The 14,780-nt window shown below is 29.9% G+C and carries 34 protein-coding genes; all 34 read right to left on the minus strand.

The genetic code is table 11. The features are described 5' to 3' along the window. Positions 1-309, minus strand: a 309-nt coding sequence (locus PF569_09100; GenBank protein ID MDA3856391.1) for a hypothetical protein, incomplete at its 3' end; no start/stop codon positions are given. Next, a complete protein-coding gene (locus PF569_09105) occupies positions 309-644 on the minus strand; it encodes a hypothetical protein (protein ID MDA3856392.1) in 336 nt (111 codons plus the stop codon). The genes PF569_09105 and PF569_09100, both read right to left, overlap by 1 nt. A 52-nt stretch (positions 645-696) precedes the next feature. Beyond that, a complete protein-coding gene (locus PF569_09110; GenBank protein MDA3856393.1) occupies positions 697-846 on the minus strand; it encodes a hypothetical protein in 150 nt (49 codons plus the stop codon). Between the two features lie 19 nt (positions 847-865). After that, complete coding sequence (locus PF569_09115; protein ID MDA3856394.1) at positions 866-1,027, minus strand: hypothetical protein; 162 nt, start codon at positions 1,025-1,027, stop codon at positions 866-868. A 59-nt stretch (positions 1,028-1,086) separates the two neighbouring features. Further along, positions 1,087-1,269 (minus strand): hypothetical protein, encoded by a 183-nt coding sequence (locus tag PF569_09120; GenBank protein MDA3856395.1) that lies wholly within the window; start codon positions 1,267-1,269, stop codon positions 1,087-1,089. 40 nt (positions 1,270-1,309) lie between these two features. Beyond that, positions 1,310-1,537, minus strand: coding sequence for a hypothetical protein (locus PF569_09125; protein MDA3856396.1), 228 nt, complete (start codon positions 1,535-1,537; stop codon positions 1,310-1,312). A 67-nt stretch (positions 1,538-1,604) separates the two neighbouring features. Continuing rightward, positions 1,605-2,147 carry a hypothetical protein gene (locus PF569_09130; GenBank protein ID MDA3856397.1) on the minus strand — a complete coding sequence of 181 codons (543 nt, stop codon included), beginning with the start codon at positions 2,145-2,147 and terminating at the stop codon, positions 1,605-1,607. Continuing rightward, positions 2,128-2,547, minus strand: coding sequence for a hypothetical protein (locus tag PF569_09135; protein ID MDA3856398.1), 420 nt, complete (start codon positions 2,545-2,547; stop codon positions 2,128-2,130). Before PF569_09135 ends, PF569_09130 begins: the two co-directional genes overlap by 20 nt. Positions 2,548-2,576: 29 nt before the next feature. Beyond that, entirely contained in the window at positions 2,577-2,765 is a 189-nt protein-coding gene (locus PF569_09140; protein MDA3856399.1) for a hypothetical protein, read from the minus strand. Positions 2,766-2,803: 38 nt separating this feature from the next. Further along, complete coding sequence (locus PF569_09145; protein ID MDA3856400.1) at positions 2,804-2,959, minus strand: hypothetical protein; 156 nt, start codon at positions 2,957-2,959, stop codon at positions 2,804-2,806. Between the two features lie 353 nt (positions 2,960-3,312). Continuing rightward, complete coding sequence (locus PF569_09150; protein MDA3856401.1) at positions 3,313-3,930, minus strand: hypothetical protein; 618 nt, start codon at positions 3,928-3,930, stop codon at positions 3,313-3,315. Positions 3,931-3,965: 35 nt separating this feature from the next. Next, positions 3,966-4,655, minus strand: a complete 690-nt coding sequence (locus tag PF569_09155) for a lysoplasmalogenase family protein (protein ID MDA3856402.1) — start codon at positions 4,653-4,655, stop codon at positions 3,966-3,968. A gap of 120 nt (positions 4,656-4,775) precedes the next feature. Further along, entirely contained in the window at positions 4,776-5,282 is a 507-nt protein-coding gene (locus PF569_09160) for a hypothetical protein (GenBank protein ID MDA3856403.1), read from the minus strand. A gap of 256 nt (positions 5,283-5,538) precedes the next feature. After that, on the minus strand, positions 5,539-6,000 hold the full coding sequence (locus PF569_09165) for a hypothetical protein (GenBank protein ID MDA3856404.1): 462 nt from the start codon (positions 5,998-6,000) through the stop codon (positions 5,539-5,541). A gap of 171 nt (positions 6,001-6,171) precedes the next feature. Further along, on the minus strand, positions 6,172-6,420 hold the full coding sequence (locus tag PF569_09170; protein ID MDA3856405.1) for a hypothetical protein: 249 nt from the start codon (positions 6,418-6,420) through the stop codon (positions 6,172-6,174). A 62-nt stretch (positions 6,421-6,482) separates the two neighbouring features. Continuing rightward, positions 6,483-6,932 carry a hypothetical protein gene (locus tag PF569_09175; GenBank protein MDA3856406.1) on the minus strand — a complete coding sequence of 150 codons (450 nt, stop codon included), beginning with the start codon at positions 6,930-6,932 and terminating at the stop codon, positions 6,483-6,485. Beyond that, on the minus strand, positions 6,929-7,492 hold the full coding sequence (locus PF569_09180; protein MDA3856407.1) for an MmcB family DNA repair protein: 564 nt from the start codon (positions 7,490-7,492) through the stop codon (positions 6,929-6,931). The genes PF569_09175 and PF569_09180 overlap by 4 nt, the downstream gene beginning before the upstream one ends. Further along, positions 7,473-7,688 carry a hypothetical protein gene (locus PF569_09185; GenBank protein ID MDA3856408.1) on the minus strand — a complete coding sequence of 72 codons (216 nt, stop codon included), beginning with the start codon at positions 7,686-7,688 and terminating at the stop codon, positions 7,473-7,475. The genes PF569_09180 and PF569_09185 overlap by 20 nt, the downstream gene beginning before the upstream one ends. A gap of 183 nt (positions 7,689-7,871) precedes the next feature. Beyond that, complete coding sequence (locus PF569_09190) at positions 7,872-8,102, minus strand: hypothetical protein (protein ID MDA3856409.1); 231 nt, start codon at positions 8,100-8,102, stop codon at positions 7,872-7,874. Between the two features lie 2 nt (positions 8,103-8,104). Then, positions 8,105-8,530, minus strand: a complete 426-nt coding sequence (locus tag PF569_09195) for a hypothetical protein (protein MDA3856410.1) — start codon at positions 8,528-8,530, stop codon at positions 8,105-8,107. A 43-nt stretch (positions 8,531-8,573) separates the two neighbouring features. Beyond that, complete coding sequence (locus tag PF569_09200) at positions 8,574-8,789, minus strand: hypothetical protein (GenBank protein MDA3856411.1); 216 nt, start codon at positions 8,787-8,789, stop codon at positions 8,574-8,576. Next, positions 8,779-9,093, minus strand: a complete 315-nt coding sequence (locus tag PF569_09205; GenBank protein MDA3856412.1) for a hypothetical protein — start codon at positions 9,091-9,093, stop codon at positions 8,779-8,781. Before PF569_09205 ends, PF569_09200 begins: the two co-directional genes overlap by 11 nt. A 52-nt stretch (positions 9,094-9,145) precedes the next feature. Next, the gene (locus PF569_09210) at positions 9,146-9,709 is read right to left on the minus strand and encodes a metallophosphoesterase family protein (protein MDA3856413.1); all 564 of its coding nucleotides are present in this window, start codon (positions 9,707-9,709) and stop codon (positions 9,146-9,148) included. After that, entirely contained in the window at positions 9,706-10,209 is a 504-nt protein-coding gene (locus PF569_09215) for a hypothetical protein (protein ID MDA3856414.1), read from the minus strand. Before PF569_09215 ends, PF569_09210 begins: the two co-directional genes overlap by 4 nt. Then, a complete protein-coding gene (locus PF569_09220; protein MDA3856415.1) occupies positions 10,206-10,448 on the minus strand; it encodes a hypothetical protein in 243 nt (80 codons plus the stop codon). The genes PF569_09215 and PF569_09220 overlap by 4 nt, the downstream gene beginning before the upstream one ends. Positions 10,449-10,450: 2 nt before the next feature. Continuing rightward, on the minus strand, positions 10,451-10,750 hold the full coding sequence (locus PF569_09225) for a hypothetical protein (protein MDA3856416.1): 300 nt from the start codon (positions 10,748-10,750) through the stop codon (positions 10,451-10,453). Next, the gene (locus PF569_09230; GenBank protein MDA3856417.1) at positions 10,750-11,082 is read right to left on the minus strand and encodes a hypothetical protein; all 333 of its coding nucleotides are present in this window, start codon (positions 11,080-11,082) and stop codon (positions 10,750-10,752) included. Before PF569_09230 ends, PF569_09225 begins: the two co-directional genes overlap by 1 nt. 59 nt (positions 11,083-11,141) lie before the next feature. Continuing rightward, entirely contained in the window at positions 11,142-12,329 is a 1,188-nt protein-coding gene (locus PF569_09235) for a hypothetical protein (GenBank protein MDA3856418.1), read from the minus strand. Between the two features lie 60 nt (positions 12,330-12,389). Continuing rightward, positions 12,390-12,917, minus strand: a complete 528-nt coding sequence (locus PF569_09240) for a hypothetical protein (protein ID MDA3856419.1) — start codon at positions 12,915-12,917, stop codon at positions 12,390-12,392. Then, positions 12,914-13,501, minus strand: coding sequence for a hypothetical protein (locus PF569_09245; GenBank protein MDA3856420.1), 588 nt, complete (start codon positions 13,499-13,501; stop codon positions 12,914-12,916). The genes PF569_09240 and PF569_09245 overlap by 4 nt, the downstream gene beginning before the upstream one ends. Then, a complete protein-coding gene (locus tag PF569_09250; protein ID MDA3856421.1) occupies positions 13,498-13,788 on the minus strand; it encodes a hypothetical protein in 291 nt (96 codons plus the stop codon). Before PF569_09250 ends, PF569_09245 begins: the two co-directional genes overlap by 4 nt. Next, positions 13,785-13,976: a hypothetical protein gene (locus PF569_09255; protein MDA3856422.1), complete on the minus strand. Its 192-nt coding sequence runs from the start codon at positions 13,974-13,976 to the stop codon at positions 13,785-13,787. The genes PF569_09250 and PF569_09255 overlap by 4 nt, the downstream gene beginning before the upstream one ends. Beyond that, positions 13,973-14,305, minus strand: coding sequence for a hypothetical protein (locus tag PF569_09260; GenBank protein ID MDA3856423.1), 333 nt, complete (start codon positions 14,303-14,305; stop codon positions 13,973-13,975). The genes PF569_09255 and PF569_09260 overlap by 4 nt, the downstream gene beginning before the upstream one ends. Next, a complete protein-coding gene (locus PF569_09265; GenBank protein ID MDA3856424.1) occupies positions 14,302-14,634 on the minus strand; it encodes a hypothetical protein in 333 nt (110 codons plus the stop codon). The genes PF569_09260 and PF569_09265 overlap by 4 nt, the downstream gene beginning before the upstream one ends. Positions 14,635-14,780: the final 146 nt, after the last annotated feature.

A 14,780-nucleotide genomic window follows, 5' to 3' on the forward strand; every position in this document is an offset into this window, starting at 1 on the left:
ATAACAATTATTACGATCAAAAGATTTACTTTGATATAAAGCTTTAAATACTATTGTTTCTTCTTCAGTCATGGTAACTAGATCACCATAGTACCTACAGTGCTTTTCAACCTTGATAGCACTTACAAACTTATGTATTTTGAACACATTATTACCCATATATACTAAGATTATACTATTACAGAATTCTTCTATCACTGGCACACGTTTATTTGTTCCAAAATATTGAGACAGATTATTTTTATTTTTATCTATTAAAATCATATTACTTCTATCTATATTCAGATCACTAAACCTATGTGTTTTCATCATTTCAATCTCTCCTTTATCTTATTCATGATAAACTTTGTTCGATCAAAAGTCAAGATTTTTCTTTCATGTTTTTCTGAATAAACTACATATTCATTAGAAGTTCCATCAACTAGTCCTATAGGTTCAATATAATTCTCCCATTCTGAAATCTGAATTCCTGATATATGGAAAATAGCTTTTTTACCATTATCATTTTCAACAAGATAAAAATCTGATTGTCCTTTTACTAAACCATCAAGAAACACAAATTTCCACCATTCTGAAATCTGTTCTCCATATTCATCAAAAATTGATTCTTTAACACCACCATTTAATCTTATTTTATATTTCATTTCCCTACCCTGTAGTACAGTCAACATTGTATATACTGATAATCGTTTATATTTAGTTGTTACTTACTGCGGATACAACAATGTCCTTTGCTCTTTCAAGACAGCCACAGCAAATAAAATGTTCACCTTCAAAAAGTTTGCCAGTTACAAAATAATAATTTGTTCTACAGATTACACATTGTACTGATATATTGCTTGTCATTGTTGTTACTCCTTTTTGTTTAATCGCTGTTATTTTTTTCTTTGGACACAGTTTTCTGTTTGTGTTTAGGGCGTTCTTTTGATTTTCCATACGCATCCTTACCGCCACAAATACTACAGGTTGAAAAACCGTCTCTTGCAACGCCCTTTAAATCTTTACACATACACCATTTCTTTTCCATAGTAACCTCCTTAAAATATTTCCTCTAACTACTCTTACCTGCTAACAGATAGGCGTAGTTTAATTTTGCTCCATTTTAAATCCACAATAAACTGACACACCATCTACAGCCCCATTGCAATATCTACAATTCAAACACCAATAGGATCGAACACAAGGGGCTTCCCCATAAGGGCAAGGTCTACTTGATCCAGAATCCTTTCTAATTACTTCACTTTTCTGTTGCCTTTTATAATGACTCATAACTAACTCCTTTATATTTATCGGATCTAACGTTCTGCGATTATGCGATAGTGTTGCCACAGACAGGGCAGACTATAACATTTAGATTGTGATCTTTAAACCACTTTGAAGCTTGGCAACATTTTGCATGATCGCTGTTAGTTGCCATTTCACGGAGTACTTTAGATTTTAAATCCATAATACAGCAATTTATTTTATCCTCTTCATAACGAGATTCTATAACTCTATCGATACACGTTTTAAAATCATTCTCTAATTGTTTTGACATAATTGGCATTGTATACTCCTTGATTTTTTATTTTGCCCTTGCATCAGATGTTGTCTCATAAATAGTATCAACAACTATTTTTTTTATAGTTCTCGTCTGACGTATTTTGCTTTAACTTAACAATCGCATTTTTTTTGTTTTTTGCTTCTATGATGGTACTATCATTTTCATCGTAATAATCATCAAAAAACATAGTGTATTCAATATAAAAAAATCTCACATGTGTCTCCTGATCATGCAAGCCCTTTTCCATATTATCCTTAATCCACCAACAGACTTCAAATCTTGCTTGATCTACTGAATAATCTACATAATCAAATTCCACAAAAGAGCAGTGATCTTTAGTATCAATTATTGCAATAGCAAAATGGTTTTGTATTATCAAATATGGTAAATCCGATTTAGTAATCCCTTGAACCAAACGGTCTAATAAAACTAAAAATGTTAAAGACCTATGATAACCATATAATACTATCTCTTCGAGGAAGGCTTCAAAGGTACGAGGGGCTTCTGGTGTATAGAAATCACCATTCTCTTTGAGTTGAAACCCTTCAGCTAGGTTACTCTTACATCCCCATTCGATCAGTTCTTTAATTTTCTTCGTTTCCATTATATATTTCTCCTTCTTCTACAGCTTTAATCCAGTCTTTGACATAAATACCTAATCCTTTAAACATGGAAGCTTCTACTTTATAGATATATTTCCAGTCACTTTTTTTACCATAGTCATCTGACCAGCCAGGGCATATATTAACTACTTTGCATCCATCATTCCAATAAACCCATACAACCTCTTCTTTTGGCTTGGTTGCTATGTTTATAATGTTTTCGTAATCATATCTATACCGCCCTAGCTGTTCCTCCTGTGTTAAATCATCCCAAGTTCTGAGTTTTGGATTCTGGTCGCATAGGTCAATGATTTCCAAAAAACATTCATAAGTTTCGTTTATTAGCACACGGCCTTCGGTGTGCTTTTCTACGGTCTCTTTAATTTTCTGTAGTGTTGTCATTTTTCATCTCCTTGTGCCAATAACAGGCTTTATTGTGATGACAGATTAAACCCAACAATTCTATTGAGTGTTAAATTAGGGAATTTCTTTTTTACTTCTTTTTTAACAATAGCATCACGCCTATTTTTTCCACAGGTAGGAATTGTTAAAGTTTCTCTATGCCGTCTACCTTCACCGAACATAAAAATACATTCGTTAAATTCTATCGTTACATTCATTTCATCACCTATCCTTGTGCCCCCGAAAGGGCTTTGTTTTACCTATAAATATCTATTGTTTTATAGATAAATCCACTTTCTTTTTGTAATTTACATACTTTGACCTTAAAAACTAAAAGGTGAATATACCTTACGTTCAAAACTTCGTCAAAATTTTCTAAATCGAAATAAGTTCCTAATGTTATCCTTGTCATATCTGATCTCCTTATACCTAAGTATAGCATATATCTCGCACTAGTGGGGGAAAAAGATTAGCACATATCATCCGAGTTTTTACAATACATTGTTTCCTCCTTTATACTATCTTCTGGAAAGACTATTGATCCATCTTTGGTGCTATGATCTATAAGCCATTCAAACAGGAAGAATGTTAATGATACTGTTAATAATACAAAAACCTGAATTGTTTCGTCTACATTTAGAGTGCTAACTACAAAAAAAAGTCCTAACACTTTAAATATTTTTGATATGAAATATTTCATCCTATCTACTCCTTTACTTTTTCCTTTTAATCTATAATAGGCTATATTCTTAATATTGTCAAGAATTATTTAATTGGATTTCTGAAGCTGGTTTTTTTATCAAATCCATGTATTTCAGCTTTTTCTACATCACTCATATTAAGGTCAACATCTTTATCATTATCTAATGAAGATATATAAGTTTGAATTTCTATCCATACAGTCAATGCCTCTAAAAATGAGGTTATTTTTGTATTAGCTAAAATAGGATTATTAATTTCTTTATATGTTCTTACTATGGCTTCTGAATAAGGTCTATCTAATAAGTAACGTATATTCTCATTATATTTAAAACCCCAAATACTTTTAATAGTAACTCCATGAAGAGAAACAGGACTATCAAAATAGTGTTTATGATCGGAGTAGGTTTTTACTAGTTCTATTTCATAATCATTTACTATAGTACACTGATGTGATTCAATAGTCTTAAATTTTGATAGTTGGAATATGTATTGTTTATATCCTATTTCTAATAAAATATGTTCTATACCTTTATAAGAAAGATGATATTTATAGCAGATATTCCCTAATTTTATATTATCAATAGCTTTTGATCCTCTTCTATTATATACAATCTTTTTATCGATACCATAAATATGAGAAAAATAATCATAATAATCTTTGTTCTTATCTATTATATACATTGAACCTCTCTCCATTTATATATCATTTCTTTCTATTATCTTAACATATAAGATCCATAGATTAAACTAAGTTGTCCTAATCCATAAGTTCCCATAATAACCCATTCTGACCATGATTGATTTTTCAATAGTCCAAACTGATTCTGTCCTATAATACAATCACTAATATAAAACATAATTGCACCAAAAGCAATTAAAAAAGGTCCAGCACCTACATTTATATAGGCTAAAGCACCAGTGATTAATACAACAGTCATGATTAGATATACACCTACAATAATCTCCATAAGTCCATCCAGATCAGTCATAAAATACATTTGAAGGAAACCTGAACCTAGAAATAATAGAGGAATAAAAATCTTCAGTCCTACACTAGCATCTTTACCTAATGTAAATAAAAATATTCCTAATATAATATAAGCTAACCAGAATAGTCCTGTACCAATTTGAAACATCATTACATTATTTCTACTGATAGGAGTAATACCTAAGATAAAATCACCTAATACACAAAAGAGTATAGTAAGTATGAGAGGCCAGTAAGTAGAAATCGTTCCTGATATAATTAAATTACAAACTACTAGTATAATAACCATAGATGTAGCTACTGTTTTTATAATAGCTTGATCCAAATACTTAGGTGTATCTACACCTACAATTAACCACGTTGCAATCATATAAAATGAAAACAAAATAACTCCAATTAAACTCTGTAATAATGCCATATTATTCCTCCATAATTTGAATACTATTTAAAAAAACTATAAGACTATAGTGATCAAACTATAGCCCTAGGGATGAACCTGTTATTTACTATGAACTAATTCCATATAATCAGACTTTTTTTAATATTGATTATTATCATTATCAATATGATCTTTTACTTCTTGTACGATTTCATATTTAGAATTAAGAAAAGATTCAGTAAACATATTCTGAAAGAAAGATTTAGCTAACATCATAGTCTTTTCTTCTAACAGTTGATCAAGCTTTGCTGATAATATTCCTCCTTCAGGATTCCATGAATCAGATACAGCACCCCATAAATCTTCATCCTTAAATATTTTCTCTATTTTAGGATTGATATGTTTTTTAGTTTCATTCCATACCATTAACCTAAAAGGTGAAACTTGTGTTTCTAAATCAACTCCTTTATGACTACCATTCCATCCACAATCGTCTCTTATTTCTTTTATTTTGAAGGTAGAGATTGTAGCTTCAAAGAATTCCTTTACTTCTTTTTCAACTAGCTCTTGAAAAGCTTCATCAGGTAGGAGATTAAAGAAGGTTTCTTTTACCTGTTCTTTAATCTTAGTGTTTAAATCTTGTTGGTTAATTAAATTTTTATCCATAATAACTCCTTTAATATTACTGATTGAGTAGGGATAGGCTCCACTTACGGATTGATAGGATCATCCTATTTCTATTTTGACCCATCCCTACATAGCCAAGGCTTTATCTCCCAAAACCAAGGAGTTGACTTCTCCTATTCCTCAATCAGTGAAGGTTAGGATATTTGCAGGGGTAGGAGTCGAGCCTACGGAGTCTAGCATATGAGACTAGATTGAATTCCCATTCTTCCTGCAAGGTGATATCGTTTCATAGAATTTAGTCTATCTCTAAGAAGAAATCAATACCATAGTCAAAAACTTTTCCATCTTCTACAAATATAGTTACTCCCTCAATATTATCTTTTTGGATATAACTATGGGATTCTTTTAAAGTATGGTCACTTACTCTAGCTGATATATGTCTCTCTACCATAAGTTTTACATCATCTCTATTAGTAGTTTTAAGATCAGCAAACTCTTTTTTTAATGGTGGTAATGTAATAATGATAGCATGGTTAACACCATCTTTATCGTTATAGTCTTCTCTCCAATCTAATACTAAAGTTATATTAGTTGATCTTGACCAGACTACATATACTACTGATATATCACTATAGTCATTAATGATTTTATCCATTGCTCTATATATTACATCATTAACTTCTTCTCTGGAGAACTCCCCTTTATATCTCTGTAAATATCTATCAATAGCATGATTGGTATCAATTATTTTTCTCATATTATTACCTCACTTATTTAATTTATATTGATTATATTATTCCTTCAGAAATAAGTCAATATCATAACTAGTTTATTAGCATTAATAAAAGACTTCCAAACATCATTACACATATACCACCCATACCAAAAAAGATTAGCCTATGTAGAACTCTATCTATTGTATTATGCATTATCTCTTTATATTCCTTTTATGTTTTTTTAGCATCCTTTTATACTTTCTAAATTCGCTTACAGACATATCATCAATAATCTTTTCTAATGCATTATATCTAGCTTTAGACCTATTATATCTTGATTCTTCAATAAAACCACAATCATTTAAAAATGAAGTCCCTATAGGAGTACCAAGCCATTGTATGAAACTTGCTACAATATGCCTCTCTCTTTCAGAATAACAATTAAACGCTTTATATTTCATTTCACAGCCTCCCAGCCTTCTTTTATTGCCAATGCTTCCCACTCTGCAATAGTTGTATAGTCTCATATGTTGATTGATTCAGGGACTATATATATGACTCCTAAAAAATCACAAACGTTAAAATTAAAGTTGGGTGATTTTTCTTTTTTCCAGTTGTATCCCCAGTAAACATACAGCGGTTTAGGCTTTGGGCGTGTTAGGATTTCTTGAACACACATAGCTAACCGTGAAAGGCTTGTATTAGGTTCACAGTCTGCTATTCTTAATTCTTCAATTTCTTTAACAGTCCACTCTTCCACGGGATTAGTTATTTCTTTACTTACTGTCCCTTTTCCAATAGCATACTTACACTTGGCTTGATCCGATATTGTTGGACATTCAAATGAATTAATGCAAGACATTCCTATCAACTTAGGATCTCTTGGCTGTCTCGTAGAATCTATTGGCTCTCTCGCAACGCAATCAAACCAATCAGACGATCTTTTAATTACAAATTTGCAATCCTTTTTCATATTTTCATCTCCATTAACTTACCTTCAGCTTGTTCCATTCTATAAGTAGCTTGTTCTATAATCTTTTTTAAACTTTTATTTTCTTTCTCTAAAAGTTTTAACCTACTAACCTTCTTCTTTAAATTATACATTCTCATAGCACATAGTTCTAATAGGTGTATTCGTTCTTCATTAGTCCATTTCTTAGCTTTCTTATTTACCATCGGTGATTTTAACTGAAATACTCTATGATATTCATCAATAACAAGAAGCCCTGCTTTTTCAGGGATATACTCCATACATTTTTCTTTCATATACCATGGTACAGCAAAATAAAGATATTTGAAATAGATACTATCATGATTATGTCTTTTTTCTTTATCTTTCTTTAGATCAGCCATAGATATCTTTATTTCAATCTCTGTAGCATAATTAGATTTTGTTAAAGATACAATATCAGCTTCATAATGTATCATTCCCCAGGATAGATTAGGTATAATTATATTTCTTCTTATATCTAAATAAGACATTAATATAATTTCCATCTCAGGTGTAGTTATTTTATTCACTATCTTCTTCATCTTGTACCACTTCTATATAGTTAATATCTACTTGCTTATCTATAGGGATTACTCTATAGTATTTTCCACAAGATTTAACTATCCCACTACTAGTTATATTAATTTCTAAAAAAGCTTTAGAAATAAAAACCCCTTCCAAAAATCCTAATATAACACCTACTATTAAAAAAAACCTTTTTATATTGATATCTAACATGGAATTATCATACCTCTAATCATTAGAACATAGAAAATACAAAACATACCACTGTAAAAGGGTATCACTCTATATACGATTGAAGACTTAACATTTTTAGTCTTATTAATAAAACTAAAAATTATCTGCCAAACTCCTACTACCAACAAAATCCATTCCATAATTAATACTCCTTTACTTAGCCTATTCTTTAATTTCCAAAATTTCCACAACTCCGAGGTCATTACAATAAACTGTTTCTCCCACAATAGGCTTTCCAGAATGTGAACATTCCAAGGCTTCCACTAACCTAGCGTGATCCTTAACACGTACACTCCAATAATGGTGACACTTTTTTATATCATCTGCATTAAACTCTTTTTCAAGCCATTCATCCCCACCTTCTATTACATAATAAAATACTTCGTGTTCCATAATTAATCCTCCATTATAGGTTTTTTATTTTCTTCTACTAGCTTTAGCCATTTAGAATCAAGATCAATCCATATATTTTCATCCCATTGAAAACCTTGACTTATATAATCTTCTATCTTAATAGTAGAATATAAGTTAAACTTAGGGTTATACCGATTTTTATAGATATCATATATATTATTTTCATCTAAAAACCTTACAAATACTAAAGGCATATTCTCTAAAAAACTATTAGAGTTTATTGGTGGAATCTTAAAGTCATTAAAGTTATACGTGACAACAGCAGAGTCTTCCTTATCTTCACTAACTGGTATCTCAGAGATTCTATCACTGATATAATCCTCTAGTATATCTACAGCAGTATTCATATCTCCCTGAAGCAGAGAGTAGTGAATCATCTTACATAGTCTTTCATTAGTAATTTCCATTTTATATCTCCTTTTGCCCCCCGAAGGGGCTGGTATTGGTAAATTATTTTGATAACCAGTCTACGGTTTCATTCCTAGACCACTTTTTTGTATCGGTGGACAATCTATCATATAAAAACCATTCAGCTTCGACCTCTGAAGCATCTAATTCATCCTCAAACTCTTGTGCTTGATTTGATACATCAACATAGTCATCTCCTGAAAAATCTCTCAGTAAACCTCTACCATCCTCACATAAATAAAAGAATTTAATTGTCATATAAATCTTCTTTCCAGTAGTCACTATTTTTCTCCTCAATAGTATATATGTTAATATATCTATCTTCATCAATATCTACTACATGATATGTATCATATCCTAAATGTTTCACCTTGTCATTTCCTATGTCTCTTATAGGGATATCTATATCTAATTCCCTATAGTATTTAGTAGAGGCTCGACCATCAATAAGATATTTGACTTGAACTTTTATATCAGAATTACTTGCTAAAAAGACTGTGATGGTAGCACTTGTATAACTACCTTTAGTCTTTACTTTATTATAGATTTTACTTAATTTCATGTCTATCTCCTTATATAATATTATAATAGCTAACTAAAACTTTGTCAATAGATTATTTTCTATCAATATAATCCCAGTTATTAGGTCTGGTTTCCATATACTCAATAATTTCTTTTTCTGACCATGGAGTATAATCATGGAATTCACAGTTTACATTTAACATTTTACCCTGAGTTTTATCCTGAATAAGGCTACTTCCATGACTATGACTGTGATGGTGTCCATAAAGCAACCAGGCATTATAATGACTCTTATTCCATGATACCATTGGATAATGACATAGAGTAACAGGATGGTTATTGATCTTTATCTCTATCATCTTTTTAAGTTTATTAGTAACTAAACAAGTAGGAATAATATTAGGAACTATTTCATGATTCCCTTCTACCATATATAGACTAATACCTAGTTTAAATAACTCTTCAAAGAACCATGACTGAGAAGAAACATTAAAGGATAAATCCCCTATATGATAAAGAATATCTCCTCTCTTCATAACCTTTAAGATATTCTCTATAATAACCTTATGCATTTCATCAAGATTTGCGAAGGGTCTGGAAGAAAACTTAATAATATTTTTATGACCTAAATGATAATCTGAAATATAAAAATTCATACCTTATCTCCTTCTGGTTTAAAGAAACCTACATAATAACATTGACTAGCTCTACAGACACTCTGTATAGATTCATAATATTTATGATTTAGTACTTCTCCACTTATAGTTATATAGGGATAGGTAAAATTCCAGTTATTATTTTTATAATTACCTTCTTCTAGAGTAACTATTTTACTACCTTCAATTAAGGCTATGTTCTTAACTCTATAAGCTATACTATAATCATCAAAGTGTTTAAAGATATTACCTATTACAAAAGCATTTTTATTTATATTCATTTCAGCTTTCTCTTTCATCTTTTTCAATAGATATTCTTCTGCTTCTGTATTAGACATGGTTTTTATCTCTTCCATACAAGATAAACAACATCTAACATATTTATATGTAATTCCTGTTTTAGGTTGATAGGAAATATAGCTATCACCTTCATTAATAACGGTATTACATAGTAAACAGCTATATTCTTTTTGTGCCTTGTAAATAAAAGTACGTTTCATTCTTCCTCTCCTATTTTTTTCTTTATCATATTATAGATTATTTTTGTTTTATCAACATAATCTAAATCAAAAACAGAACAAGCTAAAGCTCTCTGTTCAAGAAAATCAACTAGTATAATTTTATTGGTATGAGTCCATATAGTTGATACAATCCCTTTAGACTCATTACTTACACTACCATAAACAAGAAAATCTAAATTATCTTTAAACTTAACTATATCACCTTTATTAAACTTCATGTTTATACCTGAATGTTTAGGTTATCTTCCAGTGATTTTCTATTATCATATAATACATAATATTCATAAACTAAGTTACCTATAACCACACTACTCCTTGTTTGATTCTCAAAATAGTCAAGCCTACCTATGATAGGTGAAAAATTATCATTCCATGCTACTACTATATCTCCCATAGCTGGTTTAGGTTCTTTAGCTAGAAGATCAATGATCCTATCAGCTACACTACTCAGAACGTCAGAAGAATTGATTTTATTTTCTAATTCTTCCCTAATAAGTTTAGTTAATCTGTCTTTTTCCATTATATTCTCTCCTTTATTTGATCCATAATAAACTTTGTCTTATCAAAAGTCAAGGTCTTATATTTATCTATTTCATATTCAACTCTGTAGTTATTAGAAGTTCCATCAACTAAGCCTGTAGACCAAATATAATGCCACCATTCTGAAGTCTGTTTTCCTGATTTATGAAAAATTGATTCTTTAGCATCATCATTTCTAACAATATAAAAAGCTGATTGTCCTTTTATTAATCCATCCATAAAAATATGATACCACCATTCTGAAACTTGTTTTCCAGTTTCATCAAAAATAGCTTTTTTATTATTTCCTTTTTTCCTTACTTCATATTTCATTTTAGTTTATCCTTTCAATATATTATAATGGATCAACAATCTATTGTCAATAATTATTTTTACTTGATTTTGATTCTAGTTAGTGTAGTTACTTTTACCTTATTATCCTTCTGGATATAAGTATCAATCTCATGTTTCTTTACAGTTCCAGTTAATGTGATTTTCTTAGAAGATCTATCATCCATAAGATATTCCCCTGCTTTACTTCCTTCACTGGTAAAGGCTTTAAAATAATTACCATGTTCATCTACAAAGGTAGCGACTACCTGATAACCATACATACTTTCAAAAGAAGAAACTTTCACTACTTCACATTTGAAATCTATCTTATTTTTAATCTGTCCTACATAGCTAGAATTGATTTGAATATTTCCTTTCTTAGGAATTTCTTCTTTAAGACTCTTATGAATAAACCATGCTGAAATACCAACAGCTTTTTGAACGATGTTAGTTTTAAGACCGTTCTCAGAGGTCATTGCAGAACATATATTAAAATTAAAATTAGAGTCAGCAGAGTCAGTATTAGATAGAAAGTCTTTTAACTTCATTTTAATGTTTATCAATTTTACAGGATTAAAATTGGATATATACTCTCTATAGGACTTAGCTTCATCATAATTATCACATCTACCATTAAGGAAATAATGTACTGATCTTGAAGTAGTACCACTTACCCAGTAATCGTTTCCACCATGGGTAGCATAAAAGGTAGCCATGATTACATCATCAATATGGTAGATATCATAAGGTCTTTCACTGTTAGTAAACTCTCTACAATCATTAGTAAAACCCTCTCTTAGTCTTACAACACTTTCAATATCAAGACCAAAGAATTCTTTAGCACAAGTATTCCCTATAGTCTGGATAGTTCCTTTATTATTAAATATATGATAGGAGAGTCTATTTCTTTTTGTATTACAATGATCACATACCAGTGAGGGAGAGGAGGCTATATCTGTAAGATTGATTTCATTATTAACAGAATATATAGAAGTAATGTTTTGTCTAAAAGATACAGTACCCATATATGCAATATCATTTACTCTAGTTTGTTTTATATCAGAAAAAACTAATTCTATTTTTTCTTGTGTATATTTTCTGTTATTGATAGTTTCAATAACTTCTACTTTTCTTTGACCGATGATAGATAATTCTTCACCAAACTTAGCAAGCTTCTTATTAAGCTTTTCTATCTTAACTAAAACTTTAGGTAAATCCCATTCATTAACTCTATAAATATTATTCATATCTTATCTCCTTTCAATATAGAGTATAAATCAAGGAGATAATAAAGTCAAGAACTTTTTTTATATTTTTAATTCTGATAGATGTCTAACTTTTGTGAAACTCTCTTTTTTATTATATTCTTTTATAAAGAGTCTAGCTGATCCACCAGCATCTACAAAAGATTTAACATTACTAATAGCATCATCTACTAAAATAGTATCAGGTTTAGCCAGAAAAGATTTATCCTGAATATAAATAACTTTATTTCTATATTTAGGTAGATAGGTCTCAATCCATTGTTGCTTTCCAGATAGACAATTAACTGAAGGATAAGGTTTAGTACAAAGATAAATCTCTTTATTGGAATTTTCTTTTAACCATTCTAGAGAGTCAGTTATTACAGGTATGTCAGTCCAAAATTTATAATCATTAAGAATTGTATTGAATATATCCCAAAACTCTCTATAGGGATCATCGAACCATAGACTCATATCATAACCACCACTATTATCAATATAGTGTAATCCTTTACTTCTTTTAACAAGCTCAGTAGCCATATACTTTGAAAACTTATTAATAACTCCATCCATATCAATTAAATATCTCATTTTTTATCTCCTTTAATATAGTCCATAATTCCATCCACTTCTAAAAATAGTTCTTTGAGTCCTTTACCACGATTCAATATTTGATAGTCTACAAATTCATCTAAGAATTGATCATCGAACTTTTTCATATCAGCATAGATCCTTCTATTGAATTCTGTCTTATCAAAATCTCCTCGTTGTTTAATCAGTTCTTCCATGATACGTTTAAATGCAGTTACAAAAATTGTAGTACATCTATCTCCAAATTTATCATAGAACTCTTTTGCTCCTACAGTATCAAGTACAGCTACATTTAGCTGGTTATCTTTAATTTCTGATAGAGTACAGCCATAATACCATGTATCAGGATTTCCCCCAAGTAAAGTATCATAGCTTCGATGTTCAAATATTTCTCCTGAATCTACCATGGATAGGAAGGTGTCTTTATCAGTAAAATAATAAGGATTACCCTCACTCTCTCCCTCTCTCATAGGTCTAGTAGAAATTGATACTACAAAATGAGCATTATACTCTCTTTGTAGATAACTAGCAATCTCTGATTTCCCTACTCCTGTTAAACCAGCAATAATAATAATATTTTTCATTCTCCTTCTCCCTTTAATATAATATGTTCTATAATGATATCATTATTCATACGACTATAGCTACCTACCATAATATAGGTATTTTCTTCTATTGTGAAGAAAACTTTAGCATAGTGAATACCACTTTCCCTCTGAACTTTTATAATAGTATAGTTTGTAAGACTCAAACTATTTTCTAAATTTTCAATAGTCATTAAGGTATCTTTATTGTACTTGTCATACCTGTCTTGTTTATTACAACCTACTAATACAATCAAAACCACCAACAATAAAATAGTCTTTTTCATAATGCCTCCAATTTTTTATCTTCAAAGCAACTAGGTTCTCCTGTATATATAGCTATTGGAGGATCAATATCACCCCACCACTTTACAGCATTAATTTTAACTTGTTCTGTTAATGCTTTACTACAAGTAGCACCACTTATACAATTTTCATAAAAGATACAAAAAGTTCTATCTCTATAACACATCATAATATTTTCTCCTTTAGTTGATCTATAATAAATTTTGTTCGATCAAAAGTAAATGTTTTACTTTTACCTTCTCTTGGATAAACTCTATATTGATTAGAAGTTCCATCAACTAGTCCTATAGGTTCAATATAATTCTCCCATTCTGAAATCTGAATTCCTGATTTATGAAAAATTGCTTCTTTAGCATCATCATTTCTAACAAGATAAAAATCAGATTCTCCTTTTACTAAACCATAAACCCAAACAAAATTCCACCAATCTGAAATCTGTTTTCCAGTTTCATCAAAAATAGCTTTTGTACCCTTATCTTCTCTTATATTATATTTCATTTCAGTTTTTCCTTTATCATATCCATTATAAACTTTGTTCTACTAAAAGTCAAGGTTTTAGGTTTTTCTTCTGAATAAACTTTATATTGATTAGAAGTTCCCTTAACTAAACCATGATCCCAAATAAAGGTCCACCATTCTGAAACTTGAATTCCTGATTTATGAAAAATTGCTTCTTGATTATCTTCTCTAATAACAAGATAAAAATCAGATTGTTCATTAACTAATCCCTCCATTCTAGTATCATTCCACCATTCTGAAATCTGAATTCCAGATTCATCAAAGATAGCTGTTCTACCATTTTCATTTGTTCTTATTTCATATTTCATTTTATTTTCTCCTTTAGTTGATCCATGATAAATTTTGTCTTATCAAAAGTTAGTGTTTTATGTTTTTCTATTTTAGTATCAACTATATATTCATTAGAGATTCCCTCTATTAACCCAAAAGCAAATACATATTCCCACCATTCAGA

The organism is Candidatus Woesearchaeota archaeon, from assembly GCA_027858315.1.
Taxonomy (GTDB): domain Archaea; phylum Nanobdellota; class Nanobdellia; order Woesearchaeales; family UBA583; genus UBA583.

Bases quoted from the DNA above. Each gene is read 5' to 3' on its own strand.
- PF569_09165 (MDA3856404.1), bottom strand. From the start codon at position 6,000: ATGAGAAAAATAATTGATACCAATCATGCTATTGATAGATATTTACAG.
- PF569_09230 (MDA3856417.1), bottom strand. From the start codon at position 11,082: ATGAAATATGAAGTAAGGAAAAAAGGAAATAATAAAAAAGCTATTTTT.
- PF569_09250 (MDA3856421.1), bottom strand. From the start codon at position 13,788: ATGAAAAAGACTATTTTATTGTTGGTGGTTTTGATTGTATTAGTAGGT.
- PF569_09155 (MDA3856402.1), bottom strand. From the start codon at position 4,655: ATGGCATTATTACAGAGTTTAATTGGAGTTATTTTGTTTTCATTTTAT.
- PF569_09170 (MDA3856405.1), bottom strand. From the start codon at position 6,420: ATGAAATATAAAGCGTTTAATTGTTATTCTGAAAGAGAGAGGCATATT.
- PF569_09220 (MDA3856415.1), bottom strand. From the start codon at position 10,448: ATGAAGTTTAATAAAGGTGATATAGTTAAGTTTAAAGATAATTTAGAT.
- PF569_09140 (MDA3856399.1), bottom strand. From the start codon at position 2,765: ATGAATGTAACGATAGAATTTAACGAATGTATTTTTATGTTCGGTGAA.
- PF569_09200 (MDA3856411.1), bottom strand. From the start codon at position 8,789: ATGACAATTAAATTCTTTTATTTATGTGAGGATGGTAGAGGTTTACTG.
- PF569_09205 (MDA3856412.1), bottom strand. From the start codon at position 9,093: ATGAAATTAAGTAAAATCTATAATAAAGTAAAGACTAAAGGTAGTTAT.
- PF569_09195 (MDA3856410.1), bottom strand. From the start codon at position 8,530: ATGGAAATTACTAATGAAAGACTATGTAAGATGATTCACTACTCTCTG.
- PF569_09175 (MDA3856406.1), bottom strand. From the start codon at position 6,932: ATGAAAAAGGATTGCAAATTTGTAATTAAAAGATCGTCTGATTGGTTT.
- PF569_09135 (MDA3856398.1), bottom strand. From the start codon at position 2,547: ATGACAACACTACAGAAAATTAAAGAGACCGTAGAAAAGCACACCGAA.
- PF569_09245 (MDA3856420.1), bottom strand. From the start codon at position 13,501: ATGAAAAATATTATTATTATTGCTGGTTTAACAGGAGTAGGGAAATCA.
- PF569_09120 (MDA3856395.1), bottom strand. From the start codon at position 1,269: ATGAGTCATTATAAAAGGCAACAGAAAAGTGAAGTAATTAGAAAGGAT.
- PF569_09210 (MDA3856413.1), bottom strand. From the start codon at position 9,709: ATGAATTTTTATATTTCAGATTATCATTTAGGTCATAAAAATATTATT.
- PF569_09160 (MDA3856403.1), bottom strand. From the start codon at position 5,282: ATGGATAAAAATTTAATTAACCAACAAGATTTAAACACTAAGATTAAA.
- PF569_09190 (MDA3856409.1), bottom strand. From the start codon at position 8,102: ATGGAACACGAAGTATTTTATTATGTAATAGAAGGTGGGGATGAATGG.
- PF569_09130 (MDA3856397.1), bottom strand. From the start codon at position 2,147: ATGGAAACGAAGAAAATTAAAGAACTGATCGAATGGGGATGTAAGAGT.
- PF569_09240 (MDA3856419.1), bottom strand. From the start codon at position 12,917: ATGAGATATTTAATTGATATGGATGGAGTTATTAATAAGTTTTCAAAG.
- PF569_09265 (MDA3856424.1), bottom strand. From the start codon at position 14,634: ATGAAATATGAAATAAGAACAAATGAAAATGGTAGAACAGCTATCTTT.
- PF569_09115 (MDA3856394.1), bottom strand. From the start codon at position 1,027: ATGGAAAAGAAATGGTGTATGTGTAAAGATTTAAAGGGCGTTGCAAGA.
- PF569_09180 (MDA3856407.1), bottom strand. From the start codon at position 7,492: ATGAAGAAGATAGTGAATAAAATAACTACACCTGAGATGGAAATTATA.
- PF569_09110 (MDA3856393.1), bottom strand. From the start codon at position 846: ATGACAAGCAATATATCAGTACAATGTGTAATCTGTAGAACAAATTAT.
- PF569_09260 (MDA3856423.1), bottom strand. From the start codon at position 14,305: ATGAAATATAATATAAGAGAAGATAAGGGTACAAAAGCTATTTTTGAT.
- PF569_09145 (MDA3856400.1), bottom strand. From the start codon at position 2,959: ATGACAAGGATAACATTAGGAACTTATTTCGATTTAGAAAATTTTGAC.
- PF569_09235 (MDA3856418.1), bottom strand. From the start codon at position 12,329: ATGAATAATATTTATAGAGTTAATGAATGGGATTTACCTAAAGTTTTA.
- PF569_09150 (MDA3856401.1), bottom strand. From the start codon at position 3,930: ATGTATATAATAGATAAGAACAAAGATTATTATGATTATTTTTCTCAT.
- PF569_09105 (MDA3856392.1), bottom strand. From the start codon at position 644: ATGAAATATAAAATAAGATTAAATGGTGGTGTTAAAGAATCAATTTTT.
- PF569_09255 (MDA3856422.1), bottom strand. From the start codon at position 13,976: ATGATGTGTTATAGAGATAGAACTTTTTGTATCTTTTATGAAAATTGT.
- PF569_09125 (MDA3856396.1), bottom strand. From the start codon at position 1,537: ATGTCAAAACAATTAGAGAATGATTTTAAAACGTGTATCGATAGAGTT.
- PF569_09225 (MDA3856416.1), bottom strand. From the start codon at position 10,750: ATGGAAAAAGACAGATTAACTAAACTTATTAGGGAAGAATTAGAAAAT.
- PF569_09185 (MDA3856408.1), bottom strand. From the start codon at position 7,688: ATGTTAGATATCAATATAAAAAGGTTTTTTTTAATAGTAGGTGTTATA.
- PF569_09215 (MDA3856414.1), bottom strand. From the start codon at position 10,209: ATGAAACGTACTTTTATTTACAAGGCACAAAAAGAATATAGCTGTTTA.